Raw genomic sequence first — 23,364 nt, 5'->3', positions numbered from 1 at the left:
GACTCAGTCCAGCGTGATCTTCAAATCGCGGATCAGCTTGTGCCAGCGCACGGTCTCGGCCTTCAGCAGCGCGGTGTACTGCGCGGGCGTGTTGCCGACCGGCTCGACGCCGAAGTCGACCATGCGCTTGTTCACCGAGGGCTCATGGATGGCCGCCACCAGCTGGCGGTTGAGCGTGTTCACCACCTCCGGCGGCGTGGCCGAGGGCACCACCACGCCGACCAGCGCGGCGGCCTCGACGTTCTTGTAGCCGAGCTCGGCGAAGGTGGGCACGTCGGGCAGCTGCGGCAGGCGCGTCGGGTTGGCGACCGCCAGCGCGCGGACCTTGCCACCCTTGATGAAGCCGGCGCCGGCCGCCAGGTCGACCATCATGGCCGGTAGCTGCCCGCCCACCACGTCGGCCAGCGCCGGCGCCGCACCGCGGTACGGCACATGGACCATGAAAAGGCCCGCCTCCACCTTGAGCAGTTCCATTGCCAGGTGGTGCGGGCTGCCCGCGCCGGCCGAGGCGTAGCTCACATCGCCCGGCTTGGCCTTGGCCCTGGCGATGAAATCCTTGGCCGTGGCAATTCCGGAGTTGGCGCCGACCACCAGGATCATCGGGAACTTGCCCATCAGCGTGACGGGCGCCAGGTCCTTGGTCGGGCTGTACGAGAGCGACTTGTAGAGCGCCGGATTGAACACCAGCGTGCCGTTGTCGGCCGACAGCACCGTGTAGCCGTCGGCCGGCGCGCGCGCTGTCTCGGCCGCGGCCAGCGCGGTGTTGCCGCCGGGCTTGTTGTCCACCAGCACCGGCTGTCCCACCTGGGTGGAGAGCGTCTGCGCCACCGTGCGCGCGAGAAAGTCGGAGCCGCCGCCGGCCGCGTACGGAACGAGCCAGCGGATCGGCTTGGCGGGAAAGGCCTGGGCGCCGGCACTTGTTGCCACGGCAGCAAGGGAAAGAACGGCAAGGCACCGAGCGAGGCGGTTTTTCATGGATGTCTCCGGCATGATTGTGTATTGCGTAATTATCATACGCATTGCGTAATTTTGATTCAAGGGACAACCCTGAACCCGAGCGGCCGCTCGGCGCCCGGTCCCAGCACCTAACATGCAGCCCACATGACCCAAGCTCCGGAGCTCCCCCCTCTCTCCCCCGCGACCCGCGAACGCCGCCAGCGCGTGCAATCGGCCGAAACCGGCATGGCGGTGCTCAAGGGGCTGGCCCACCTGGGCGGCCGCAGCAGCCTCACGGCCCTGTCGGCCCACGTCGGCGAAAGCCCGGCCAAGGTGCACCGCTACCTCGCCAGCCTGATGGAGGAAGGGCTGGTGCTGCAGGACGCCGTCTCGCAGCACTACTACCTGGGCACGGAAGCCATCCAGATCGGCCTGGCCGCCATGCGCCAGGCGGACCCGATCCGCGCGGCCGAGCCCTGCCTCGTGCGGCTGCGCGAATCGCTGGAAGTGACCTGCTTCGTCGCGGTCATGGGCAACAAGGGGCCGACCATCGTGCGCTTCGAGGAGCCGGGCCTGCCGGTCACGGTGAACGTGCGCGCCGGCTCGGTGATGTCGATGCTCTGGTCGGCCACCGGACGCGCGTTCCTGGGCCTGCTCGACGAGTCGCGGGTGCTGGCGCTGGCCGAGCAGGAACTGGCCGATTCACCGGAAGACATGCGGGCCACGCTGGACGCGAAGGACCCCATCGGCCAGCTGCGGCGCGAGGTGCAACTGGCCCGCTGCGCGAGCGTGAAGGACACCTACCTGCGCGGCATCAGCGCCGTGGCGGCGCCGGTCTACGACTATGCGGGCCGGGTGTGCGCGGTGCTGACCGCGCTGGGCGCCACAGGCGGCTTCGACCCGGCCATCGACGGCCCGATCGCCACCGCGGTGCGGCAGGAAGCCCGTGCCGCGAGCGCCATCCTGGGGCACGGGAACGGCGCCTGAGCGCCGGGCCGGCTGCTGCGCTTATTCCGCCCAGACCACCGTGCCGGTCCACGCCGTGGCCAGCACCACGATGCCGAAGGCGATGCGATACCAGGCAAAGGGAATGAAGTCGTGCGTGCTGATGTACTTGAGCAGCCAGCGCACGCAGAGCCAGGCGCTGATGAAGGAGAACACCAGCCCCACGGAGAACAGCGGAATGTCGGCCACCGACAGCAGCGCGCGCTCCTTGTAGAGGCTGTAGGCGCCGGCGCCGATCAGCGTCGGAATGGCCAGGAAGAACGAAAAGTCGGTGGCCGCCTGGCGCGACAGGCCGAGCAGCATGCCGCCGATGATGGTCGAGCCGCTGCGGCTGGTGCCCGGGATCATCGCGAAGCACTGCACCAGGCCGACCTTGAGGGCGTCCCACATCGTCATGTCGTCGACATGCTCGATGCGCACCGAGCCCGGTGGCCGCTTCTCGGCCCACAGGATGATGAAGCCGCCGATGATGAAGGTGCTGGCCACCACCACGGGAATGAAGAGGTGCGCCTTGATCATCTTGCCGAACAGCAGGCCCAGCACCACGGCGGGCAGAAATCCGATGACCACGTTGAGCGCGAGGCGCCGCGCCTTGGCCTGCCGCGGCAGCGCCACCACGGTGGAGTGGATCTTCTGCCAGTACACCAGGATCACCGCGAAGATCGCACCGGTCTGGATGGCAATGTCGAACACCTTGGCCTTGTCGTCGTCGAAACCGAGCAGCGAGCCCGCAAGAATCAGATGCCCTGTCGACGAGATCGGAAGAAATTCGGTCAACCCCTCGACGATGCCCATGACGGCGGCCTTCACCAGCAAAACGATGTCCACGCTTACTCCTTTAAAGAGCAGCAATTATGGCGAGGCATCGAGTCAGGCCAGGTTCAGCTGGCCCCTGGCATCTGCGGGCTTTATCGAAGAGCCTGATCCGTGCGCAGCCGCAGGGCCCGCACCGCGCTGTCGACGGTGGTGAGCACCGGCAGGCCGCTGGCCGCTTCGCAGGCGGCACGCGCGCGCGCCATGCTGAACTGCGCAAGCGCAATGCGCGTGCAGCCGCGCTCGCGCAGCGCCGCCGCCTGGGCGGCAATCAACGCATCGTGCCGCTGCGCGTCGCCGGCGTTCAGCGCGTCGAGCGCGCCTTCGGCCAGCATGGGCTCGAGCGCGATGCCCGGCGGAAACTCCGGCGGCATCGACACCAGCGTGGCCGCGAAGGTGGCGATGAGGCCGAGCTTGCCCTGCCCTTGCGCGGCCTCGGCCACCATCGCCTCGTTGGGCTTGAGCACCGGAATGCCCGCATGCCGCTGCGCCACGGCCTCGATGCAGGGCCCGAAGGCCGAGCAGGTGAAGAGGATGCCCTCGGCGCCCGTGTCGACCGCGTACTGCGCGAGCCGTTGAAAGCGCTCGTGCATCGCCGCGTCGAGCCCTTTGCCGCCGCGCGCCAGGTCGGCCGAGAGGCTGTCGTCCAGCAGGTTCATGCGCACGGCCTCGGGCCAGTCGCGCTCGAAGGCGGCGTTGACGGGCGCAACCGAGTGCGAGAGCGCGTGGATCAGTGCGATGCGGGTCATGCGGGAACGATGGTCAGATGCCCTTGGACGACGGGTTGGCAAAGGCCTCCTTCGTCTCGGCGTTGAGCGGATAGTTGATGTTGATGCCCTTGGGCGGAATCGGCGACATGAACCACTTGTTGTAGAGCTTCTCCATCTCGCCCGACTTCATCATGCCCGACACCACGCGGTCCACCAGCGCCTTGAAGGCCGGATCGTCCTTGCGGAACATCAGCGACTGGTTCTCGGTGCGCAGGCTCTCGCCCGTGATGATGAAGTCCTTCGGATTGCGCGCATTCGCGATCTGGCCGGCCAGCAGGATGTCGTCGAGCACGAAGGCCTGCGCACGGCCGCTCTCCACCAGCAGGAAGGAGTCGCTGTGGTCCTTGCCGCCCAGGTTGTTCACCTCGAGGTTGCGGCCCTTGTCGGCCTCGCGCAGCAGGCGGAACGAGGTGGTGCCCGTGGTGGTGGCCACCGTCTTGCCCTGCAAATCGGCAATGCTCCTGATGCCCGAATCGGCCTTCACCAGCATGCGCACGTTGTAGCGGAAGATGTCGGGCGAGAACGCCACCTGCTTCTGGCGCTCGACCAGGTTGGTGGTGGAGCCGCACTCGATGTCCACCGTGCCGTTCTGCACCAGCGGAATGCGGTTGGCCGAGGTCACGGCCTGGTACTTGATCTCGATGGCCGGCAGCTTGAGCTCGGTCTTCACCGCCTCGACGATGCGGTTGCAGATCTCGATGCTGTAGCCCACCGGCTTCAGGTTGCCGTCGAGGTACGAGAAGCCGAACGACGACTCGCGGTAGCCGAAGGTGATGGCGCCGCTCGCCTTGATCTTGGCGAGCGTGTCGTTCTCCTGGGCCTGCGCGGCCACGTGCGGCAACAGGGCGGCAAAGGCCACCGCGAGAGCGGCAGCACCGAAAGGAATCGGCAGACGAAGCTTGGGCATGGAAGCGCTCCTCGGAACGGCGGTTGAAGAAAACGGGCGAAAGAAAATCGGCAGCGAAGCAGTCAGCGCGCGGCGGCGCGCGTCACCGCATCGATCGAGGCCGCGAGGCGGGCCGCGATCTCCTGCAGCTGCTGCCGCGTGGCAATGAAGGGCGGCGCGAGCAGCACGTGGTCGCCCTGCCGGCCGTCGACCGTGCCGCCGAAGGGGTAGCACAGCAGGCCGCGCGACATCGCGTCCTTCTTGATGAGCGCGTGGAGCTTCAGCGCCGGATCGAACGGCGCCTTGCTCGCGCGGTCGGCCACCAGCTCGATACCCCAGAAGAAGCCGCGGCCGCGGATGTCGCCCACATGGGCGTGGCCGCCGAGCGCCTCGGCCAGCATCGCGCCGAAGACCGCACCGTCTTCGCGCACCTTGGCGACCAGGCCGTCGCGCCGGATCACCTGCTGCACCGCGAGCGCCGCCGCGCAGGCCATCGGATGGCCGAGGTAGGTGTGGCCATGCTGGAAGAAGCCGCTGCCACTGGACATGGCCTCGACGATCCTGCGCTGCGCCAGCACCGCGCCGATCGGCTGGTAGCCGCCGCCCAGGCCCTTGGCAATGGTGACCAGGTCGGGCACCACGCCCTCCTGCTCGCAGGCGTGCAGCGTGCCGGTGCGGCCCATGCCGCACATCACCTCGTCGAGGATCAGCAGCACGCCGTACTTGTCGCACACCGCGCGCACCGCCTTGAAGTAGCCCGGCACGGGCGTGAGCACGCCGGCCGTCGCGCCGCCCACCGTTTCCGCCACGAAGGCGATCACGCGGTCGGCACCCTGCGCGAGGATGGCCGCTTCGAGCTCGGCCGCCAGGCGCAGGCCGTACTGCTCGGCGCTTTCATCGGCGCGCTGCTCGCGGTACGGATAGCACGGCGCCACATGGGTGGCCGGCACCAGGATGGGCGCGAACGGTTCGCGCCTCCACGCGTTGCCGCCCACGGCCAGCGCGCCCAGCGTGTTGCCGTGGTAGCTCTGGCGGCGCGCGATGAAGTGCGTGCGCTGCGGCTGGCCGGTCTCGACGAAATACTGCCGCGCCATCTTGAGCGCCGCCTCCACCGCCTCGGAGCCGCCGCTCACCAGGTACACGTGGCTCATGCCCTCGGGCGCGGAAGCAATCAGCTCGTCGGCCAGCTGCTCGGCCACTTCGCTGGTGAAGAAACTGGTGTGGGCATAAGCGAGCTTGTCGAGCTGCGCATGCATGGCGGCCAGCACCTCGGGGTGCGCATGGCCAAGCGAAGACACGGCCGCGCCGCCAGAGGCGTCGAGGTATTCGCGCCCTTCGGCATCGCGGATGAACATGCCGCTGGAGCCGGCGGCAACCGGCGGGGTGTGGCGAAGGTGGCGGTGGAAGACGTGCGTCATGGCGGGTGGCTGCGGATCCGGTTATGGAACTAACGTTTCCACCGGATTATTGTTTGGAACATTTGTTCCGTCAACTGTTCCGGCGTTCCATGTCCGGTACATTCGTTCCAACGACCGCCAGAAGAGAGACACCGCCATGGGCGCCAGAGACCAGATCCGCCAGCGTTTCAACGAACTGAGCCCCGCCCTGCAGCAGGTGGCGCGCTATGTGCTCGACCATCCCAACGAGGTGGTGACCGCGTCGATGCGCAACGTGGGCACGCGCGCGCAGAGCACGCCCGCCACGCTGGTGCGCTTCGCGCAGCACCTGGGCTATGCGGGCTGGCCGCAGCTCAAGGAAGCCTTTGCCGGCGACATGGGCCTGGCCAGCGAAACCTATGGCGGGCGCGCCAAGCAGCTGATCGGCCGCGCGCAGGACCGCAGCCTCACGGCCGAGATGTTCGAGGTGCAGCGCCGCAACCTGGAGGCCACGCACCAGCAGAGCGGGCAGGCGCTGCAAAAGGCCTGCGCGCTGATCGAGAAGGCGCCGGCGGTGCATGCGGCGGGTTTCAGGGCCTGCTTTCCGATCGCGTTCTCGTTCGTCTATGTGTACCGGCTCTTCCGCGCCAGCGTGCACCTGGTCGACGGCCAGGGCGGCTCGCTCGAAATGCAGCAGCGCGCCTTTGCCAAGGGCGACGCGCTGGTGGTGGCCAGCTTCAGGCCCTACTCGCGCGAGGCGCTGCAGGTGGCCCAGGCGGCCCGGGCGGCCGGCTGCCGCATCGTGGCCATCACCGACAGCGTGGCCTCGCCGCTGTCGCTCTTGGCGGACGAAACGCTGCTCTTCACGATCAACAGCCCCTCGTTCTTTCCTTCGGTGGCGGCCGGCGTGGCCGTGACCGAGGCGCTGGTCGAGCTGCTCGCGAGCCGCGCGGGCAAGCCGGTGATCCGGCGCATCGACCAGGCCGAGGCGCAGCTGTTCGAGTCGGGTGCCTACCTGGTGGCGCCGGTGGCGCGCGGGGGGTAGGCCCGGCAGGCTCGATTGCATGCTGCAGCGCCGCATCGCGGAACCCCGCCGGATCGGCATGGTCCAACCGCTGTCGCGGTTGTGTGTCGCGACAGGAGGTAATGACCATGAAGCAAGTGAAGCATTGGCAAGATCCGGTCAACGTCGCCCTGGGTGCGTGGCTGATCATCTCGCCTTGGGTCCTGGGCTTCCAGGGCGTCACTGCCGCGATGTGGAGCGCAGTGGCGACGGGTGTCGTGCTGGGCGCCGTGGCGCTGGGAGCGACCCTGGTACCGCGTGCATGGGAAGAGTGGACCGAAGGCGCACTCGCCATCTGGCTGGCCGTGTCGCCCTGGGTGCTCGGCTTTGCCACCGTGGAGAACGCGATGGTCAACGCGGTGCTCGTGGCTGCGGCCATCCTGGTGCTCGCGCTGTGGGTGCTTGTCACCGACAAGGACTACCTGGGCGGGAGCATGGATCGCCACGCGCATTGAGCACGCAGGCGATCGCGTCGTGAGAAGCGGCCCCGCCCGCCACGTGCAGCGGGGCTGAGGGGACGGGCAGCCGCCCTCCCCGGCAGCTACTTCACTCCGCGCTGCGGAGAAGGGGCAGCCTGCGCCGTCGAAGGCGTGGACGACACGGTGCCGCCCGCCCCGCCGGCATGCCAGCCGCCGCCCAGGGCCTGGATCAGCGCCACCGCGGCGGTCTGGCGATTCACCTGCAGCTGCACCAGCGTGCGCCGCGCGCCGAGGGCGGCGGCCTGCGCCGTGACCACCTCGGTGTAGCTCACCTGGGCCGCGCGGTAGCGGTTGAGCAGTTGCTGCTCGGTCTTGTCGGCCGCGGCCGAGGCCTCGCGCCGCAGGCCCTCCTGCTGCGCCAGTGCGGCGCCGGCAGTGAGCTGGTCTTCCACGGCCTGGAAGGCGGTGAGCACGGTCTGGCGGTAGCGCGCCACGCTGGCTTCGTGCGCCGCCTTGGCCGAGTCGACCGTGGCGCCGATGGCGCCCGCATCGAACACCACCTGCGCCACCGACAGACCCAGCGCCCACAGCGTATTGGACGCGTTGAACAGGTCTTTCACCCGGCTCGCGCTGCTGCCCACCGAGGCACTGAGCCCGAAGTTGGGGAAGTACGCCGAGCGCGCGATGCCGATCTGCGCATTGGCCGCAGCCACCGCGCGCTCGGCCGCCGCGATGTCCGGCCGGCGCTGCAGCAGCGTGGAAGGCACGCCCGTCGGAATGCCGGGCACCGTGGGCGTCCACTGCGCCGCGGGCAGGCTGAAATCGGCCGGCGCCACGCCCACCAGCATGGCAATGGCGTGCTCCAGCGTGGTGCGGGTGCGCTGCAGGCCCACGCGTTCGGCCTGCGCGTTCACCAGCTGGGTCTGCGCCTGCAGCACGTCGGTCTGGGCCGCGATGCCGGCCTTGTAGCGGTTGCTGGTGATCTCGAAGGCGCGCTGGTAGCCCTCGATGGTCTGGTCGAGCAGCACGATCTCGGCATCGGCCTCGCGCAGCGAAAAGTAGTTGGTGGCCAGGTCGCCGACGGCCGACAGGCGCGCCGACGCCAGGTCGGCCTCGCTGGCCTCGGCATTGGCCTGCGCGCTGCTCACGGCCTGCCGCAGGCGCCCCCACACGTCGGGCGCCCAGTCGACCCCGAGCGTCGCCGAAAAAGCATTGGACGCGTTGCTGGTGCCGCCGATGTTGCCGCTGCGCCGGCCGCTGCCGTCGAGCGACACCGTGGGGAACAGCGCGGCGCGCTCGCCCCGCACCAGCGCCTGGGCCTGCGCGTAGTTGGCCACGGCCGCGGCGATGTTCTGGTTCGACACCTGCACGCGGGCAGCCAGCTCGTCGAGCGTGGCGTCGCCGAAGAGCTTCCACCATTCGCCGCGGTCGAGCGCATCGGCCGGCGCGGCGGGCAGCCAGCCCTCGGCGGTCTTCTGCTCCTTCCAGCCGGCGGGCGCAGCCGAGGTGGGTACTTCGTAGGCGGGGCCCACGGCGCAGCCGGCCAGCACGGCCGCAAAGGCGAGCGCGGACAGCCTGCCGGGCAGATGCGAAAGGATGCGTTGTCGGTGTGTCATGGCGGCTTCGTTCATTCTTCGGTTCAGGTCGGCGAGGCTGCAGCGCGGCTCAGGTGCCGCTCGTTGCCCGAGCGCCGGCGCAGCTTGTCGAGCAGCACGTAGACCACCGGCGTGGTCAGCAGCGTGAGCAGCTGGCTCGCGATCAGGCCGCCGATGATCGCCACGCCCAGCGGCTGGCGCAGCTCGGCGCCCTGGCCGAAGCCGATGGCCAGCGGCAGCGCGCCCAGCGCAGCCGCCAGAGTGGTCATGAGGATCGGCCGGAAGCGCAGCATGCAGGCCTCGCGCACCGCTTCCACGGCCGAGATGCCGCGCGCACGTTCGGCCTCGAGCGCAAAGTCGATGATCAGGATCGCGTTCTTCTTCACGATGCCGATCAGCAGGAAGAGCCCGATCAGCGCAATGATCGAGAACTCCATGCGGAACAGCAGCAGCGCCAGCACCGCGCCCACGCCCGCCGAAGGCAGCGTGGTCAGCACCGTGATGGGGTGGATCAGGCTTTCGTAGAGCACGCCGAGCACGATGTAGATCACCACGATCGCCGCCAGGATGAGCGCCAGCTGCTGCCCCTGCGACTGCTGCGCCGCAAGCGCCGTGCCCTGGAAGCTGCCGCGCACGTTGACCGGCATCGCGATGTCGGCCTCGGCCTGCGCGACGATGCGGCGCGCGTCCTGCAGCGTCACGCCTTCGCCCAGGTTGAACGAGACGGTGCTCGCAAGCTCCGTGTCCTGGTGGTCGATGGAGCTCGGCACCGCGCGCTCGCTGACCTTGGCAATGGCCAAGAGCGGCACCATCAGCGTGGTGCTGGCCGCCAGCGCCTGGCCGGTGGAAGCGGTGCGCAGGCCCGGGTTGGCCGAGGTGGTGGTCGAGGTGCCGGTGCTCGCGTCGGTGGTGTTGGCCAGCGAGCTCACCGTGGTGGCGCCGCTCGCGGTGGTGCTGGTGGTGAGCGTCGAAGGCACGTACAGGTCCTTCAGCACCACGGGCGCGCGCTGGTAGCGCGGGGCCCATTCCATGATCACCGAATACTGGTTGAGCTCGTCGTAGATGGTGGCGACCGAGCGCTGGCCGTAGGCGTTGTAGAGCGCGTTGTCGATCGCGCTCGAAGTCACGCCAAGGCGCGCGGCGCTTTCGCGGTCGACGTCGACGAAGGTCTCCACGCCGTTGTCGGCCTGGTCGCTGTCGACGTCGGTCAGTGCGGTTTCCTGGCGCAGCCGGTCGGCCAGCTTCGCGGTCCAGGTGCGCAGGTCGGCCAGGTTGTCGCCCTTGAGCGTGTACTGGTAGGTGGAATTGCTCGAACGCCCGCCCATGCGCAGGTCCTGCACCGGGCTCAGGAACACCCGCAGGCCGGTGAGCTGGTTGAGCTGCGGCCGCAGCCGGTTGATGACGGCGGCGGTCTTCTCGGTGCGCTGCGACAGCGGCTTCAGGTTGACGAACATGAAGCCGCCGCCCGAACGGCTGCCGCCCGAGAAGCCCACCACGGTGTCGACCGCCGGGTCCTTGTGGATGATGTCGACGGCCTGGCGCAGCTTGTCGCTGAGCGCCACCGACGAAATGCTCTGGTCCGCGCGCAGGCCGGCGTTGAGCTGGCCGTTGTCCTGCTCGGGGAAGTAGCCCTTGGGAATGGCGGAGAACAGGTACACGTTCAGGCCCACCACCGCCAGCAGCACCACCACGACCACGGCCTTGCTCGCAAGCGCCCAGTCCAGGCTGTGGGCATAGGTGCGCAGGCTCCACTGGTACACGCTCTCGGCCATGCGCGCGAGGCGCCCCGGCGGCTTCGCGCCGGGCTCCTCGGCGCGCAGCAGCATGGCGCACATCATGGGCGTGGTGGTGAGCGAGATGACCAGCGAGATCAGCACCGATACCGACAGCGTCACCGCGAATTCGCGGAACAGCCGGCCGATCTGCCCGTCCATGAACAGCAACGGAATGAACACCGCCACCAGCGACAGGCTGATCGACAGCACGGTGAACCCGACCTCTCGCGCGCCGCGCAATGCCGCCTCGATGCGGCCCATGCCGGCCTCGATGTGGCGGCTGGTGTTCTCCAGCACCACGATGGCGTCGTCCACCACGAAGCCCGTGGCCACGGTGAGCGCCATCAGGCTCAGGTTGTTGAGGCTGTAGCCCAGCAGGTGCATGACGCCGAAGGTGCCGAGCAGCGACACCACCGTGGCCACCGCCGGAATGATGGTGGCGCGCGCGCGGCGCAGGAACAGGCCCACCACCAGCACCACCAGCGCGATGGAGATCATGAGCGTGGCCTCGATCTCGCGCAGCGAGGCGCGGATGGAGTTGGTGCGGTCGGAGGCCACCTGCACCTCGATGTCCTGCGGCAATTGCGCGCGCAGTTCCGGCAGCAGCTCGCGCACGCCGTCCACGGTGTCGATGATGTTGGCGCCCGGCTCCTGCGTGACCAGCACGATCACCGCGGGCTGGCCGTTGAACAGGCCCAGCGTGCGCGTGTTCTCCACGCTGTCGATCACCCGCGCCACGTCGCCCAGCCGCACGGCCGAGCCGTTGCGCCAGGCGATCACCATGTCGCGGTACTCCACGGCATGGCGGCCCGGCGAGGGCGTGTAGATCTGCAGCCGGCGCTCGTCGTTCTCGATGGCGCCCTTGGGCCGGTTGGCGTTGTTGGCCTGGATGGCGGCGCGCACGTCCTCGCTGCTGATGCCGAAGCGGTTGAGCGAGAAAGGCTCCAGCTCCACCCGCACGGCCGGCAGCGAGCCGCCGCCGATCTCGACCTCGCCCACGCCCTCCACCTGCGAGAGCTTCTGGCTCACGATGTTGGACACGGCCTCGTAGATCTGGCCCGGCGTGCGCGTCCTGGAGGTGAGCGCCAGGATCGCGATGGGTGCGGCCGTCGGGTTGCGCTTGCGGTAGATGGGGTTGCTGCGCAGGGTGGCGGGCAGGTCGGCCCGCGCCGCGTTGATGGCCGCCTGCACCTCGCGCGCGGCGCTGTCGATGTTGCGCTTGAGGTCGAACTGCAGGCTGATGCGGGTGGAGCCGTTGGAGCTGGTCGAGGTGAGTTCGTTGACGCCCGCGATCACCCCGAGCCGCCGCTCCAGCGGCGTGGCCACGCTCGACGCCATGGTGCTCGGGCTGGCGCCCGAGAGGCTGGCGGTCACCGAGATGGTGGGAAAGTCGACCTGCGGCAGCGGCGACACAGGCAGCACGAAGAACGCCGCGATCCCGGCCAGTGCAATGCCGATGGTCAGCAGCACCGTCGCAATCGGGCGCTCGACGAAGGGCCTGGACAGGTTCATGCGGCCGCGGCCTCCCGCTTGCGCCCGAAGCGCCGGCCCATGCGGTCGAAGGCCAGGTAGACCACTGGCGTGGTGAAGAGCGTGAGCACCTGGCTCACCACCAGCCCGCCGAAGATGGCCAGGCCCAGCGGCCGGCGCAGCTCGGCGCCCTCGCCCCAGCCGAACATCAGCGGCAGCGCCGCAAAAAGCGCCGCCAGCGTGGTCATGAGGATGGGGCGGAAGCGCAGCAGCGCCGCCTGGTGGATGGCCTCCTGCGGCGACTTGCCCTCGCGCCGCTCGGCGTCGATGGCAAAGTCGATCATCATGATCGCGTTCTTCTTGACGATGCCGATCAAGAGGATGATGCCGATGATGCCGATCACGCCCAGGTCGTTGCCCGTGACCATCAACGCGAGCAGCGCGCCCACGCCGGCCGAGGGCAGCGTCGAGAGAATCGTCAGCGGATGGATGTAGCTCTCATACAGCACGCCCAGCACGATGTACACGCACACCACCGCCGCCAGGATCAGCCACAGCTGGTTGGAAAGCGATTTCTCGTAGGCCCCCGCCGCACCCAGGAAGCTCATGGTCATGCTCGCGGGCATGCCGATCTCCTTGGCCGCCGCGCGAATCGCCGCCACCGACTTTCCGAGCGCCACGTTGTCGGCCGTGTCGAAGCCCACGGTGGCGGCCGGGTACTGCGCCACGTGCGTCACCTGCAGCGGCGCGGCCTGCTCGCGCACCGTGGCAATCGACGAGAGCGTGGTGGCACTGCCGCCGCCGGTGCGCAGCTGCAGGTTGCCCAGGAGCTGCGGCGAGGCCAATGCCTCGCGCTGAGCTTCCAGGATCACGCGGTACTGGTTGGTCTCGGTGAAGATGGTCGAGACGATCCGCTGGCCGAACGCGCTGTAGAGCGTGTCGTCCACCGAGCTGGCCGTGACCGAGAGGCGCGAGGCCGTGTTGCGGTCGATGTCCACGTAGGCGGCCAGGCCCTTCGCGCCCGCGTTGGTGGTGGGGTTGCGCACCAGCGGTTCGGTGCGCAGGCGCTCCACCAGCTTCTGCGCCCAGGCATCGACCGTGTTGGTGTCCACCCCTTCGAGCGAGACGCGGAATTCGGTCGGGCCGGTTTCGGCGTCGATGGTCAGGTCCTGCGTGGGCTGCAGGTACAGCGTGACGCCGGCCACGGCGCGCACGCGCTCTCGCAGGCGCTGCATCGTGGCTTCCTGGTTGCCGCGGTCGGTGCGCATGTTGATGAGCATGCTGCCGGTGTTGAGCGCCGTGTTGTTGGCGGCGTCCACGCCCACCACCGAGCTCACGCTGGCCACCTCGGGGTCGGCCAGGATCGCGTTGGCGGCCTGCTGCTGCAGCTCGGCCATGCGCGTGTACGACACGTCCTGCGCAGCCTCGATGCGCGCCTGCAGCTGGCCGGTGTCCTGCGTCGGGAACAGGCCCTTGGGAATCACCACGTAGAGCAGCACCGTGAGCGCCAGCGTGGCCACCGCCACCACCAGCGTGAGCGGCTGGTGGCGCAGCACCCATTGCAGCCACACGTCGTAGCGCGCAATCACGCGATCAAGGAAGCGCTGCACGCCGACCCCGAAGCGCCCGCCCTCCTCGGCCTGCGGCTTGAGCCAGCGCGCCGACATCATCGGCACCAGCGTGAGCGACACCACGGCGGAGATCAGGATGGTGATGGCCAGCGTGACGGCGAACTCGCGGAACAGCCGGCCCACCACGTCGCCCATGAACAGCAGCGGAATCAGCACCGCGATGAGCGACACCGTGAGCGAAATGATGGTGAAGCCGATCTGCGTGGCCCCCTTGAGCGCGGCCTTGAACGGCGGGTCGCCCTCCTCCAGGTAGCGCGCGATGTTCTCGATCATCACGATCGCGTCGTCCACCACGAAGCCGGTGGCAATGGTCAGCGCCATCAGGCTCAGGTTGTTGAGGCTGTAGCCCAGCAGGTACATCAGCCCGCAGGTGCCCACGAGCGAGATCGGCACCGCCAGGCTGGCAATGACCGTGGCGCGCACGCTGTGCAGGAAGAAGAAGATCACCAGCACCACCATCACCACGGCCAGCCCGAGCTCCAGCTGCACGTGCGAGACCGAGGCGCGGATGCCGGTGGTGCGGTCGCTCAGCACCTCCACCTTGAGGGAGCCCGGCAACGAGGCCTGCAGCTCGGGCAGCTGCTTCTTGATGGCATCGACCGTGCCGATCACGTTGGCGCCGGGCTGGCGCTGCACGTTGAGGATGATGGCCGGGTACAGCACGGGTTCCCGCTCGCCCGCGCGCAGTGCGGCCCAGGCGCCCAGCTGGGTGTTCTCGGCGCCGTCGACCACGCGCGCAACGTCGGTCATGCGCACCGGCGCGCCGTTCTTCCAGGCGACGATCAGGTTCTTGTAGTCGTCCGCCGTCACGAGCTGGTCGTTGGCGTTGATGGTGTAGGCCCGCCGCGGTCCGTCGAAGCTGCCCTTGGCGCTGTTGGCGTTGGCCGCGGTGATGGCGCTGCGCAGCGTGTCCAGCCCGATGCCCACCGACGCGAGCGCGTTGGTGTCGGCCTGGATGCGCACCGCCGGCCGCTGCCCGCCCGAAAGCGACACCAGCCCCACGCCGCCGACCTGGCTGATCTTCTGCGCGAGCCGCGTGTTCACGAGGTTCTGCACCTCGGTGAGCGGCATGGTCCCGGAGCTCACGGCCAGCGTGAGGATGGGCGCGTCGGCCGGATTCACCTTGGCGTACACGGGCGGCGCCGGCAGGTCGGCCGGCAGCAGCGAGCCGCCGGCGTTGATGGCGGCCTGCACCTGCTGCTCGGCCACGTCCAGCGTCTGGTCGAGCGCGAACTGCAGCGTGACGATCGACACGCCCGCCGAGCTCACCGAGCTCATGCGGTTGAGCCCCGCCATCTGGCCGAACTGGCGCTCCAGCGGGGCCGTGACGGTGCGGCTCATGACCTCGGGGCTGGCGCCGGGGTAGAGGGTCTGCACCTGGATGGTCGGGTAGTCGACCTGCGGCAGCGCGGCCAGCGGCAGGAGCCGCAGGCCCACGAGGCCGGCCAGCACGATGGCGACCATCAGCAGCGCCGTGGCCACCGGCCGTTCGATGAAGGGGCGGGAGGGGCTCATCGCGAACGCGCTCGCTTGTTCCGTGGGTTGCTGTTGCTGCCGGTCATTGCGGCGGACGCTGGCGCCGCCGCTCCCCACCGCCTTCGCCGCGCTGCCCACGCGGGCCCGAAGCCGCACCGCGCGGCCCCGAAGCGCCGCCGCGCGGACCTGCCGCGGGCCGGTCGCCCTGCAGCTGCACGACCGCGCCGTCCTTGATGCGGTCGCCGCCCTCGGTCACCACGTTCTCGCCGGCCTTCAGGCCCGAGGTGATGGCCACCACCTCGACGTTGGCCTCGCCGCGCTTCACCGCGCGCATCGACACCGTGCGGTCCTCGTTGATCACATAGACGTAGTCGCCGTTGGGGCCGGTGCGCACCGCCGTCACCGGCACCACCACCGCGCGCACCTTGCGCAGCAGCATCTGCACATTGACGAACTGGCTCGGGAACAGCGTGGTCTGCGCATTGCCGAAGCGCGCCTTGGCCTTGACCGTGCCGGTGGTGGTGTCGACCACGTTGTCGAGCGTGGAGAAGGTGCCGGTGTCGAGCGTTGCCGCGCGGGTGCGGTCGAAGGCCGTGACCGGCAACGGCTCGCCCTTGGCCAGCTGCGCCTGGATGTCGGGCACGCGGTCCTGCGGCACCGAGAACTGCACGTCGATCGGGTTCATCTGCGTGATGACCGCGATGCCGGTGGTCGCGTTGGCCGTCACGGTGTTGCCCGCATCCACCGCGCGCAGGCCGATGCGGCCGGCCACCGGCGCTGTGATGCGGGTGTAGTCGAGGTTCAGCTTGGCGGCGGCCTCGGCGGCCAGGTCGGTGGTGACCGTGCCTTCGAGCTGGCGGACCAGCGCGGCCTGGGTGTCGACGTCCTGCCGGGCGATGGAGTCCTGCCCCAGCAGGGTGCGGTAGCGCGCGAGCGTGACGCGCGCGGCCTCGAGCTGCGCCTCGTCGCGCTGGCGCGTGCCGCGGGCCTGCATCAGCGCCTGCTCGTAGGGCCTGGGATCGATGCGCGCGAGCAGCTGGTTCCTTGCCACGGTCTGCCCTTCGGTGAACAGCACCTCGGTCAGCACGCCGCCGACCTGCGCCTTGAGCGTGATGGTGGCCAGTGGCGTGACCGTGCCGAGCGCATCGATGGTCACCGGCAATTCGATCTCGCGCGCCGCCGCATGGCCCACCGTGACGGTGGCGCCGCCGAAGCCCGGCCCGCCGGCAGAGCTGCCCTTGCGGTTGATGAGATACCAGGCGCCGCCTCCCAGCACCAGCAGCAGCACCAGCGCGATCAGGCTGCCGAGCCAGAGCCTGCGGCGCGAGGGCGGCCGCGCAGGCGGAGACGAAGAAGGGGGAGTTGCCGGTGGGACGGCAGGCGAATCGCCGGAAGAAGGCTCGGAGTTCGGAGATTCCATGAGGTGTGGCAGTGCGCAAGTACAGCCGCTAGTGGAGCGCCGCATCGTAGCGCGCCTGTCTTATGAACCGTAAAGCGCCGGTAAAGCTGCGTGCAAGGGCTGCATTTCGCACCGGTTCGCTGCGGCTGGCGCCGCCGATCTGCATTTCGTCGCAGGAGCGTGGCGGCGGCGCGGGGGCGCCGGCACAGTCCGCTCCATCGAATCGTCTTTCAACCCGGAGAAACGCCATGCTGCTGCAGATCATTCTTCACACCCCCAAGTGGGTCTTCGCCGTTTTCGTCCTCCTCGTGTGGCTGGGCTGCAGGCAGCTGCTGTCCGGCAGCGTCAGCCTGGCCAAGGTTACGGTGATACCGATCGCCATGACCGGCCTTTCGCTGGCCGGCGTGGTCTCGGCCTTCGGCGATTCGCCCGGCCCCCTGCTCGGCTGGGCCGTGGCGGCCGCCGCGCTGGTGCTGCTGGTGCTCCAGAGCCCGCTGCCCGCCAGCACGCGCTACGACCGCGCGGCGCGCGAGTTCCACGTGGCCGGCAGCGCGGTGCCGCTGCTGCTGATGATGGGCATCTTCTTCACCAAGTACGTGGTGGGCGCGTCCCTGGCCATGCACCCCGAGCTGCGCCAGCAGGCCGCCTTCGAGATCGGCGTTCCGATGCTGTACGGCGCCTTCAGCGGCATCTTCGCGGCACGCGCCGTGCGGCTGTGGAAGCTCGCGATCGGCACCGACGCCGTGGCGGCCGGTGCCCGCGCAGCCTAAGATCGCCGACGCCCACATTCCAGGAACCACCATGGCCGTGCTCTTTCTGATCCTCAAGATTGCCGTCACGGTGGTGCTCGCCGCCTCCATCGCCGAAGCGCTGGTGCTGTCGTGGCGCCACGGCTGGCGCAGCTACGACTGGAAGGCGGCCGGCGTCTCGGTGGTCGACTTCCTGGTGCGCGAATACCCGCTGCGCTGGCTGCTGCCGCTGGCCTTCTGGACCGGCGCCATGGACTGGTTCTGGAACCACCGGCTCTTCACGCTGCCCATGGACCACTGGAGCGGCTGGGTCGCCTGCTTCATCGGCCAGGAGTTCTGCTACTACTGGTACCACCGCGCCGCCCACCGCGTGCGCTGGTTCTGGTGCACGCATGCCATCCATCATTCGCCGAACCAGCTCAACCTGTCGGCCGCCTACCGCTTCGGCTGGACCGGCCGGCTCAGCGGCACGCTCGCCTTCTTCATGCTCGCGCCGCTGCTGGGCATGCCGCCGAAGGTGATCCTGCTGATGCTCACGCTGAACCTGCTCTACCAGTTCTGGATCCACGCGGCCTGGATTCCCAAGCTCGGCCCGCTGGAATGGGTGCTCAACACGCCCTCGGCCCACCGCGTGCACCACGCCTCGAACCTCGAGTACCTGGACGGCAACTACGGCGGCGTGCTGATCGTGTTCGACCGCCTGTTCGGCACCTACATCCCCGAGCGCGCCGACCTGCCCTGCCGCTACGGGCTGGTGCAGCCGATCGTCTCCAACAACATCTTCGAGATCGAGTTCACCCACTGGCGCGCGCTGCTGCGCGACCTGCGCTCGGCGCGCTCGGTGCGGGCTTTTGTCGGCTACCTCGTCAAGCCGCCGGGCTGGCGGCCCGACGGGCCCGGCGAGACGACCGAGGAGCTGCGGCAGCGGGCGGCGCTGCAATCGTCGCCAGCGCAGCCGCCGTCCGCCCCCGAATTCATTCCGGTTCAATTCAAGGAGTTGTCATGAACCCCACCCTTCAGAACGCGTCCCGTCCCGACATCGAAAAACTCGCCCGCCGCCGCGCCGGTGCCAAGATGGGCTGGTACATCCATGCCTTCGTCTATGTGCTGGTGAACCTCGGGCTGGTCGCCCTCTCCGCATCGCGCGGCCACACCTGGGCCGTGTATCCGCTCATGGGCTGGGGCCTGGGCCTCCTGATCCACGGCGCCGTGATCTGGTTCGTCGCGCCCGGCGGCGGCTTCTATGACCGGCTGGTGGAACGCGAACGGCGAGCGCTGCATCCCGGGGAGCGCGGATGAGTGTTGAAGCGCTTCCCCGTTTCCGCGCGGAGAACGTCCGGGGCATGCTGCGGCATGGCCTGATCACCGTCGTGTTCTGCTGCTTCATTGCCGCCGCGCTGGCCATCACACAGCACGGGGACTGGGGGGCGCAGATGGTGTATTCGCTGTCGATCGGGCTGATCAGCTGGCTCTTCATCGACGTGGGCCGGCTGCTGATCAGCGGCCACCGGGAGGTCCTCTGGCCGCCCGGCCCCTGGGGCTATCTGCTGGTGGCGGGCGGCGTGGCGGTGGGCTTCCTGGGGGGCAATGCGATCGGCGATGCCTGGACCCACCAGCCCCTGCTCGACTTCGGCAACTTCACGGAACGCAAGCTCGCGACCACGATCGTCATCACGCTGACGGCCACCGTCTGCATGTGCTTCTTCTTCTACAGCCTGGGCCGGAGCAAGTACATGCGCAGCCAGCTCGACCTGGCGCAGCGCAACGCCACCGAAGCCCGGCTCAAGCTGCTGGAGACGCAGTTGGAGCCGCACATGCTGTTCAACACGCTGGCCAACCTGCGCGTGCTGATCACGGCCGATCCGCCGCGCGCCGTGGCCATGCTCGACCGCCTCAACAACTACCTGCGCATGACGCTCAGCGGCTCGCGCGCCCTGTCGCACCCACTGTCGGCCGAGTTCGAACGGCTGGCCGACTACCTTGAGCTGATGTCCGTGCGCATGGGCGAGCGCCTGCGCTACACGCTCGATCTGCCCGATGAATTGCGCGGCACGCCGGTGCCGCCGCTGCTGCTGCAGCCGCTGGTCGAAAACAGCATCCGCCACGGGCTCGAACCCAAGGTCGAAGGCGGCGCGATCGACGTGCGCGCGCGGCAGCTCGACGGCCGGTTGATCATCGAAGTGAGCGATACCGGCGTCGGCCTGGATGCAGCGCAGACTTCCGAAGGCAGCGGCTTCGGGCTCGAGCAGGTGCGCGAACGGCTTGCCACCGTGTATGGCGACCAGGGCCGCATGAGCCTGGCCGCCGGGCCTTCGGGCGGAACCCTTGCCACACTCAGCTTTCCATTGCAGCCCCGTTCATGAATTCCACTGCCCTCATCGCCGAAGACGAACCGCTGCTCGCCCAGGCCCTCAAGTCCGAACTCGCCGCGGCATGGCCCCAACTGCAGGTGCTCGCCACCGCGGGCGACGGCCGCAGCGCCGTGCGGGAGGCGCTGCGCCTGCTGCCGCAGGTGCTGTTCTTCGACATCCGCATGCCGGGCCTCGACGGCCTGGGCGCCGCCGCCGAACTGGCCGACCGCTGGCCCGTCGACGAGGCGCCCATGCCGCAATTGGTCTTCGTGACCGCGTACGACGAATACGCCGCCCGCGCCTTCGAGACGCAGGCCATCGACTACGTGCTCAAGCCCGTGCAGCCCGAGCGTCTGCGCAAGACCGTGCTGCGGCTTCAGCAGGCGCTGGCTGCGCAGCAGCAGCAACAGGCCAAGCCAGCGCCTGCCGCCGCCGACGAGGCCCTGGAGCGCACGCTTGCGCAGTGGCGCGAGCTGCTTGCCGCCGCAGCAGGCAATGGCGCGTCGGCGCCGCCCGCCGCCTCCACCGCCCCGCTGAAGATGATTGCCGCCAGCGAAGCCGGTGGCAGCACCGTGCGCATGGTTCCGATCGACGAGGTGCTGTACTTCGAAGCCGCCGACAAATACATCCGCGTGCTCACCGCCACGAACGAATACCTCATCCGCACGCCGCTCAAGCAGCTGCTGGCCCAGCTCGACCCCGAAATCTTCTGGCAGGTGCACCGCGCCGTGGTGGTGCGCAGCTCGGCCATCGAGGCCGTGCACCGCGACGAGGCCGGCAAGCTGCACCTCGACCTGCGCGGCCGACCCGAGAAAATCCCCGTCAGCCGGCTCTACGGCCACCTGTTTCGCGCCATGTGAAATAGCGGGCGCGGCGTTCGCGCATAAAAAAACCGACCCCGGGAGGTCGGCTTTTTCATCCGGCGGCTGCTTGCCGCCTGCGGAGCCGCTCAGCGCCAGTGGCGATGGCCGTGGTAGTAGCCGCGCGGACCGTAGTAGCGCGGCGGTCCGTAGTACGCCGGCGGCGCGTAGTACACCGGGGCCGGGCGGTAGTAGACCGGCGGCGGCGGACGGTAGTACACGGGCGGCGGCGCGTCGTAATACACCGGCGCGGGGGCCGTATAGACCGGCGCCGGGTAGTAGGCCGGAGCGCCCACACCCACGGCAACCCCTGGCAGGCCCACGCCGACCGACCAGCTCACGTCGCCACGGGCACTGGCCGAGGTGGCCGCAAACAATGCACCGGCTGCCACGACACCCGCGGCGGCCCATTTGAAGAAGGTTGAACGTGTGAGGCTCATGATGTTGGACTCCTTGTTGGGGCGTTTCCCGCCCATGTGTGTATTGAACGCGCCAAATGCAAAGCGGTTGCCCGCCGCAATGTGAAGAACGTAGCCAAAGGTAACCGGCAGGGGGTGCGTTCTAGAATGCCGCAATGACCTCCCCGACCGACAAAGACAGCGCAAAAACAGCCGCTGCACCGAGCAATTTCCTGCGCCACGTGATCGAAAACGACCTTGCGCAGGGGGCCTATTCTGGCCGCAAATGGGGTGGCTCGCCCGGCGACGCCGCCCATCACGCCCAGGGCATGCCCGACCCGGCCAAGGTGCGCATGCGCTTTCCGCCCGAGCCCAACGGCTACCTGCACATCGGCCACGCCAAGAGCATCTGGCTGAATTTCGAGCTGGCCAGGGAATACGGCGGCGTCTGCCACCTGCGCTTCGACGACACCAATCCCGAGAAGGAAGAGCAGGAATACGTCGATTCCATCCGCGACGCCGTCCAGTGGCTCGGCTACGAAACCCACCTGGCCGACCGCCCCACGGCCCCCGGCACCCTGCAGCCGCACGAATACTTCGCAAGCGACTACTTCGACTTCATGTACCGGGCCGCCGAATACCTGATCGGCGCCGGCCTGGCCTATGTGGACGAGCAAAGCGCAGAGGAAATCCGCGCCAACCGCGGCGACTTCAACACGCCCGGCACCGACAGCCCGTTCCGCAGCCGCAGCGCGGAAGAAAACCTCGCCCGCTTCCGCGCCATGCGTGACGGCCAGCTGCCCGATGGCGCCGCCATCCTGCGCGCCAAGATCGACATGGCGAGCCCCAACATCAACATGCGCGACCCGGCGCTCTACCGCATCCGCCGGGCCACCCACCACAACACCGGCGACAAGTGGTGCATCTACCCGATGTACACCTTTGCGCATCCCATCGAGGACGCGCTCGAGCAGATCACCCACTCGATCTGCACGCTGGAATTCGAAGACCAGCGCCCCTTCTACGACTGGCTGCTCGACCGCCTGGCCGAAGGCGGCCTCATCGCAAGCCCGCATCCGCGCCAGTACGAATTCGCGCGCCTCAACGTCACCCATGTGCTCACCAGCAAGCGCAAGCTGCGCCAACTGGTCGAGGAAAAGCACGTCGACGGCTGGGACGACCCGCGCATGCCCACCCTGGCCGGCCTGCGCCGCCGCGGCTACACGCCCGAGGCGCTGCGCCTGTTCTGCGAACGCAGCGGCACCACCAAGTCCGGCGGCTGGATCGACTACGCGAGCCTGGAAGCCGCGCTGCGCGACACCCTCGACCCCATCGCGCCGCGCGCCATGGCCGTGCTCGACCCGGTCAAGCTGGTGATCACGAATTGGGGCGAACTGATGGGCGGCGACGACGTGCTCGACGACTGCTCCGCCCCCGTGCATCCGCACCACCCCGAAATGGGCAAACGCGAATTCAAGCTCGGCCGCGAGGTCTGGATCGAGCGCACCGACTATGAAGAAGTGCAGCCCAAGGGGTTCTTTCGCCTGTTCCCGGGAAACAAGGTGCGCCTGAAGTACGGCCACGTCATCGAATGCACCGGCGGCACCAAGGACGCGAGCGGCAAGCTCGTCGAAGTGCAGGCCACGCTGGTGCCCGACACCAAGAGCGGCACGCCGGGCGCGGACGCCATCAAGGTGAAGGGCAACATCACCTGGGTGGCTGCGGCCGATGCGGTCGAGGCCGAGGTGCGGCTGTATGAGCGGCTGTTTGCGGCGGCCAATCCGGGCAGCGGCGAGCTGCTCGACGAGCTCAACAAGGCGAGCCTGGAGGTTTGCTCCGCGTATGTCGAACCGTCGCTGGCCAAGGCGCAGGACGGTGCGGCATTCCAGTTCGAGCGGCACGGCTACTTCGTGCTCGATGCGAAGGCGAGTGCCGGCGGCAAGCGCGTGTTCAATCGCGCTGCGGGCATGCGGGACAGCTGGGGCAAGTAAGACCGCCCCCTGCTCGTACAAAACCGGCGGCCGCAATAGCGCCGGTTTTTTATTGCCTATTGCGCCCGCTTGTAGACCACGCCCAACACCGCGCTGTTCTCATCGGTCGTGCACAGCGCCGTTCGTCCCTGCGCGCCGATCTTCAGGTTGATCGTGTAGACGCCGTCGCGCGGCGTCGTGCCCTTGTCCGCAACGACGCTCGACGCCGGCACGCGAAACTCGCGCGAGGCCGCGGCCACGCAGTTCTTGATGCTCGCCTCGGGCGCGCCGCCTACACGGATCGCGGTGCTGTTGCACCCGGCAGCCAGCGCGGCCGCGCTTACCATCAAGCCCCATCGGCCCAGTGCTCGGATGTTCATGTCCGTTCCTTTGTGTTCGCTGCGCCCTTGTTTGTTCGCTTC

Annotated in this window: 20 protein-coding genes; 9 read left to right on the top strand and 11 right to left on the bottom strand. The window is 68.8% G+C overall.

The features are described 5' to 3' along the window. Positions 1 to 3 precede the first annotated feature (3 nt). Entirely contained in the window at positions 4 to 975 is a 972-nt protein-coding gene (locus tag VPA02S_RS25260) for a Bug family tripartite tricarboxylate transporter substrate binding protein (protein WP_062366307.1), read from the bottom strand. Between the two features lie 126 nt (positions 976 to 1,101). Here VPA02S_RS25260 and VPA02S_RS25255 point away from each other — a divergent pair, with 126 nt between their 5' ends. Next, complete coding sequence (locus tag VPA02S_RS25255) at positions 1,102 to 1,923, top strand: IclR family transcriptional regulator (RefSeq protein WP_062366306.1); 822 nt, start codon at positions 1,102 to 1,104, stop codon at positions 1,921 to 1,923. A gap of 21 nt (positions 1,924 to 1,944) precedes the next feature. Here the strand turns inward: VPA02S_RS25255 and VPA02S_RS25250 are convergent, their stop codons facing one another. From VPA02S_RS25250 to VPA02S_RS25235, 4 genes are all read right to left on the bottom strand, one after another. Beyond that, positions 1,945 to 2,769 (bottom strand): undecaprenyl-diphosphate phosphatase, encoded by an 825-nt coding sequence (locus VPA02S_RS25250; protein WP_012748694.1) that lies wholly within the window; start codon positions 2,767 to 2,769, stop codon positions 1,945 to 1,947. Between the two features lie 80 nt (positions 2,770 to 2,849). After that, positions 2,850 to 3,503, bottom strand: a complete 654-nt coding sequence (locus VPA02S_RS25245) for an aspartate/glutamate racemase family protein (protein ID WP_062366305.1) — start codon at positions 3,501 to 3,503, stop codon at positions 2,850 to 2,852. 13 nt (positions 3,504 to 3,516) lie between these two features. Next, positions 3,517 to 4,431, bottom strand: a complete 915-nt coding sequence (locus VPA02S_RS25240) for an amino acid ABC transporter substrate-binding protein (RefSeq protein WP_062366304.1) — start codon at positions 4,429 to 4,431, stop codon at positions 3,517 to 3,519. A gap of 62 nt (positions 4,432 to 4,493) precedes the next feature. Then, a complete protein-coding gene (locus VPA02S_RS25235; protein ID WP_062366303.1) occupies positions 4,494 to 5,828 on the bottom strand; it encodes an aspartate aminotransferase family protein in 1,335 nt (444 codons plus the stop codon). A gap of 136 nt (positions 5,829 to 5,964) precedes the next feature. Between VPA02S_RS25235 and VPA02S_RS25230 the strand changes: the two genes are divergently transcribed. Beyond that, entirely contained in the window at positions 5,965 to 6,831 is an 867-nt protein-coding gene (locus VPA02S_RS25230; RefSeq protein WP_018906300.1) for a MurR/RpiR family transcriptional regulator, read from the top strand. A 107-nt stretch (positions 6,832 to 6,938) separates the two neighbouring features. After that, positions 6,939 to 7,304, top strand: a complete 366-nt coding sequence (locus VPA02S_RS25225) for an SPW repeat protein (protein WP_012748699.1) — start codon at positions 6,939 to 6,941, stop codon at positions 7,302 to 7,304. A gap of 86 nt (positions 7,305 to 7,390) precedes the next feature. Here the strand turns inward: VPA02S_RS25225 and VPA02S_RS25220 are convergent, their stop codons facing one another. Genes VPA02S_RS25220 through VPA02S_RS25205 form a run of 4 tightly spaced genes read right to left on the bottom strand, consistent with a single transcriptional unit; the run spans position 7,391 to position 16,635 of the window. Continuing rightward, positions 7,391 to 8,899 carry an efflux transporter outer membrane subunit gene (locus VPA02S_RS25220; protein ID WP_062366302.1) on the bottom strand — a complete coding sequence of 503 codons (1,509 nt, stop codon included), beginning with the start codon at positions 8,897 to 8,899 and terminating at the stop codon, positions 7,391 to 7,393. Positions 8,900 to 8,907: 8 nt separating this feature from the next. Continuing rightward, positions 8,908 to 12,150 carry an efflux RND transporter permease subunit gene (locus VPA02S_RS25215; RefSeq protein WP_062366300.1) on the bottom strand — a complete coding sequence of 1,081 codons (3,243 nt, stop codon included), beginning with the start codon at positions 12,148 to 12,150 and terminating at the stop codon, positions 8,908 to 8,910. Then, the gene (locus VPA02S_RS25210) at positions 12,147 to 15,254 is read right to left on the bottom strand and encodes an efflux RND transporter permease subunit (protein WP_062366423.1); all 3,108 of its coding nucleotides are present in this window, start codon (positions 15,252 to 15,254) and stop codon (positions 12,147 to 12,149) included. Before VPA02S_RS25210 ends, VPA02S_RS25215 begins: the two co-directional genes overlap by 4 nt. Before the next feature lie 43 nt (positions 15,255 to 15,297). Further along, a complete protein-coding gene (locus VPA02S_RS25205; RefSeq protein WP_062366299.1) occupies positions 15,298 to 16,635 on the bottom strand; it encodes an efflux RND transporter periplasmic adaptor subunit in 1,338 nt (445 codons plus the stop codon). A 62-nt stretch (positions 16,636 to 16,697) separates the two neighbouring features. Between VPA02S_RS25205 and VPA02S_RS25200 the strand changes: the two genes are divergently transcribed. The 5 genes from VPA02S_RS25200 to VPA02S_RS25180 are packed head-to-tail and all read left to right on the top strand — an operon-like array spanning position 16,698 to position 20,574. Then, on the top strand, positions 16,698 to 17,384 hold the full coding sequence (locus VPA02S_RS25200) for a DUF6622 family protein (RefSeq protein WP_310649309.1): 687 nt from the start codon (positions 16,698 to 16,700) through the stop codon (positions 17,382 to 17,384). A gap of 31 nt (positions 17,385 to 17,415) precedes the next feature. Next, positions 17,416 to 18,369, top strand: a complete 954-nt coding sequence (locus VPA02S_RS25195) for a sterol desaturase family protein (RefSeq protein ID WP_062366295.1) — start codon at positions 17,416 to 17,418, stop codon at positions 18,367 to 18,369. Next, positions 18,366 to 18,662 (top strand): 2TM domain-containing protein, encoded by a 297-nt coding sequence (locus VPA02S_RS25190; protein ID WP_012748706.1) that lies wholly within the window; start codon positions 18,366 to 18,368, stop codon positions 18,660 to 18,662. The genes VPA02S_RS25195 and VPA02S_RS25190 overlap by 4 nt, the downstream gene beginning before the upstream one ends. Further along, on the top strand, positions 18,659 to 19,726 hold the full coding sequence (locus VPA02S_RS25185) for a sensor histidine kinase (RefSeq protein ID WP_062366293.1): 1,068 nt from the start codon (positions 18,659 to 18,661) through the stop codon (positions 19,724 to 19,726). Before VPA02S_RS25190 ends, VPA02S_RS25185 begins: the two co-directional genes overlap by 4 nt. After that, positions 19,723 to 20,574, top strand: coding sequence for a LytR/AlgR family response regulator transcription factor (locus VPA02S_RS25180; RefSeq protein ID WP_062366291.1), 852 nt, complete (start codon positions 19,723 to 19,725; stop codon positions 20,572 to 20,574). The genes VPA02S_RS25185 and VPA02S_RS25180 overlap by 4 nt, the downstream gene beginning before the upstream one ends. A gap of 89 nt (positions 20,575 to 20,663) precedes the next feature. On the opposite strand, the gene VPA02S_RS25175 is transcribed toward VPA02S_RS25180, so the two are convergent. Then, positions 20,664 to 21,014: a hypothetical protein gene (locus VPA02S_RS25175; protein ID WP_020610606.1), complete on the bottom strand. Its 351-nt coding sequence runs from the start codon at positions 21,012 to 21,014 to the stop codon at positions 20,664 to 20,666. Between the two features lie 134 nt (positions 21,015 to 21,148). Between VPA02S_RS25175 and VPA02S_RS25170 the strand changes: the two genes are divergently transcribed. After that, the gene (locus tag VPA02S_RS25170) at positions 21,149 to 22,963 is read left to right on the top strand and encodes a glutamine--tRNA ligase/YqeY domain fusion protein (RefSeq protein WP_062366289.1); all 1,815 of its coding nucleotides are present in this window, start codon (positions 21,149 to 21,151) and stop codon (positions 22,961 to 22,963) included. 56 nt (positions 22,964 to 23,019) lie between these two features. Here VPA02S_RS25170 and VPA02S_RS25165 read toward each other — a convergent pair whose 3' ends face one another. Beyond that, positions 23,020 to 23,322: a hypothetical protein gene (locus VPA02S_RS25165; protein WP_244883751.1), complete on the bottom strand. Its 303-nt coding sequence runs from the start codon at positions 23,320 to 23,322 to the stop codon at positions 23,020 to 23,022. Positions 23,323 to 23,364: the final 42 nt, after the last annotated feature.

This window comes from Variovorax paradoxus NBRC 15149, assembly GCF_001591365.1.
GTDB lineage: Bacteria > Pseudomonadota > Gammaproteobacteria > Burkholderiales > Burkholderiaceae_C > Variovorax > Variovorax paradoxus.
The sequence above is the reverse complement of the archived record's forward strand: the minus strand, read 5'-3'. Positions and strand labels throughout refer to the sequence as shown.

Excerpts from the sequence above, each read along its gene's own strand:
- VPA02S_RS25260 (WP_062366307.1), bottom strand. The coding sequence starts at position 975 with ATGAAAAACCGCCTCGCTCGGTGCCTTGCCGTTCTTTCCCTTGCTGCC.
- VPA02S_RS25255 (WP_062366306.1), top strand. The coding sequence starts at position 1,102 with ATGACCCAAGCTCCGGAGCTCCCCCCTCTCTCCCCCGCGACCCGCGAA.
- VPA02S_RS25245 (WP_062366305.1), bottom strand. The coding sequence starts at position 3,503 with ATGACCCGCATCGCACTGATCCACGCGCTCTCGCACTCGGTTGCGCCC.
- VPA02S_RS25240 (WP_062366304.1), bottom strand. The coding sequence starts at position 4,431 with ATGCCCAAGCTTCGTCTGCCGATTCCTTTCGGTGCTGCCGCTCTCGCG.
- VPA02S_RS25235 (WP_062366303.1), bottom strand. The coding sequence starts at position 5,828 with ATGACGCACGTCTTCCACCGCCACCTTCGCCACACCCCGCCGGTTGCC.
- VPA02S_RS25230 (WP_018906300.1), top strand. The coding sequence starts at position 5,965 with ATGGGCGCCAGAGACCAGATCCGCCAGCGTTTCAACGAACTGAGCCCC.
- VPA02S_RS25225 (WP_012748699.1), top strand. The coding sequence starts at position 6,939 with ATGAAGCAAGTGAAGCATTGGCAAGATCCGGTCAACGTCGCCCTGGGT.
- VPA02S_RS25220 (WP_062366302.1), bottom strand. The coding sequence starts at position 8,899 with ATGAACGAAGCCGCCATGACACACCGACAACGCATCCTTTCGCATCTG.
- VPA02S_RS25215 (WP_062366300.1), bottom strand. The coding sequence starts at position 12,150 with ATGAACCTGTCCAGGCCCTTCGTCGAGCGCCCGATTGCGACGGTGCTG.
- VPA02S_RS25210 (WP_062366423.1), bottom strand. The coding sequence starts at position 15,254 with ATGAGCCCCTCCCGCCCCTTCATCGAACGGCCGGTGGCCACGGCGCTG.
- VPA02S_RS25205 (WP_062366299.1), bottom strand. The coding sequence starts at position 16,635 with ATGGAATCTCCGAACTCCGAGCCTTCTTCCGGCGATTCGCCTGCCGTC.
- VPA02S_RS25200 (WP_310649309.1), top strand. The coding sequence starts at position 16,698 with ATGAACCGTAAAGCGCCGGTAAAGCTGCGTGCAAGGGCTGCATTTCGC.
- VPA02S_RS25195 (WP_062366295.1), top strand. The coding sequence starts at position 17,416 with ATGGCCGTGCTCTTTCTGATCCTCAAGATTGCCGTCACGGTGGTGCTC.
- VPA02S_RS25190 (WP_012748706.1), top strand. The coding sequence starts at position 18,366 with ATGAACCCCACCCTTCAGAACGCGTCCCGTCCCGACATCGAAAAACTC.
- VPA02S_RS25185 (WP_062366293.1), top strand. The coding sequence starts at position 18,659 with ATGAGTGTTGAAGCGCTTCCCCGTTTCCGCGCGGAGAACGTCCGGGGC.
- VPA02S_RS25180 (WP_062366291.1), top strand. The coding sequence starts at position 19,723 with ATGAATTCCACTGCCCTCATCGCCGAAGACGAACCGCTGCTCGCCCAG.
- VPA02S_RS25175 (WP_020610606.1), bottom strand. The coding sequence starts at position 21,014 with ATGAGCCTCACACGTTCAACCTTCTTCAAATGGGCCGCCGCGGGTGTC.
- VPA02S_RS25170 (WP_062366289.1), top strand. The coding sequence starts at position 21,149 with ATGACCTCCCCGACCGACAAAGACAGCGCAAAAACAGCCGCTGCACCG.
- VPA02S_RS25165 (WP_244883751.1), bottom strand. The coding sequence starts at position 23,322 with ATGAACATCCGAGCACTGGGCCGATGGGGCTTGATGGTAAGCGCGGCC.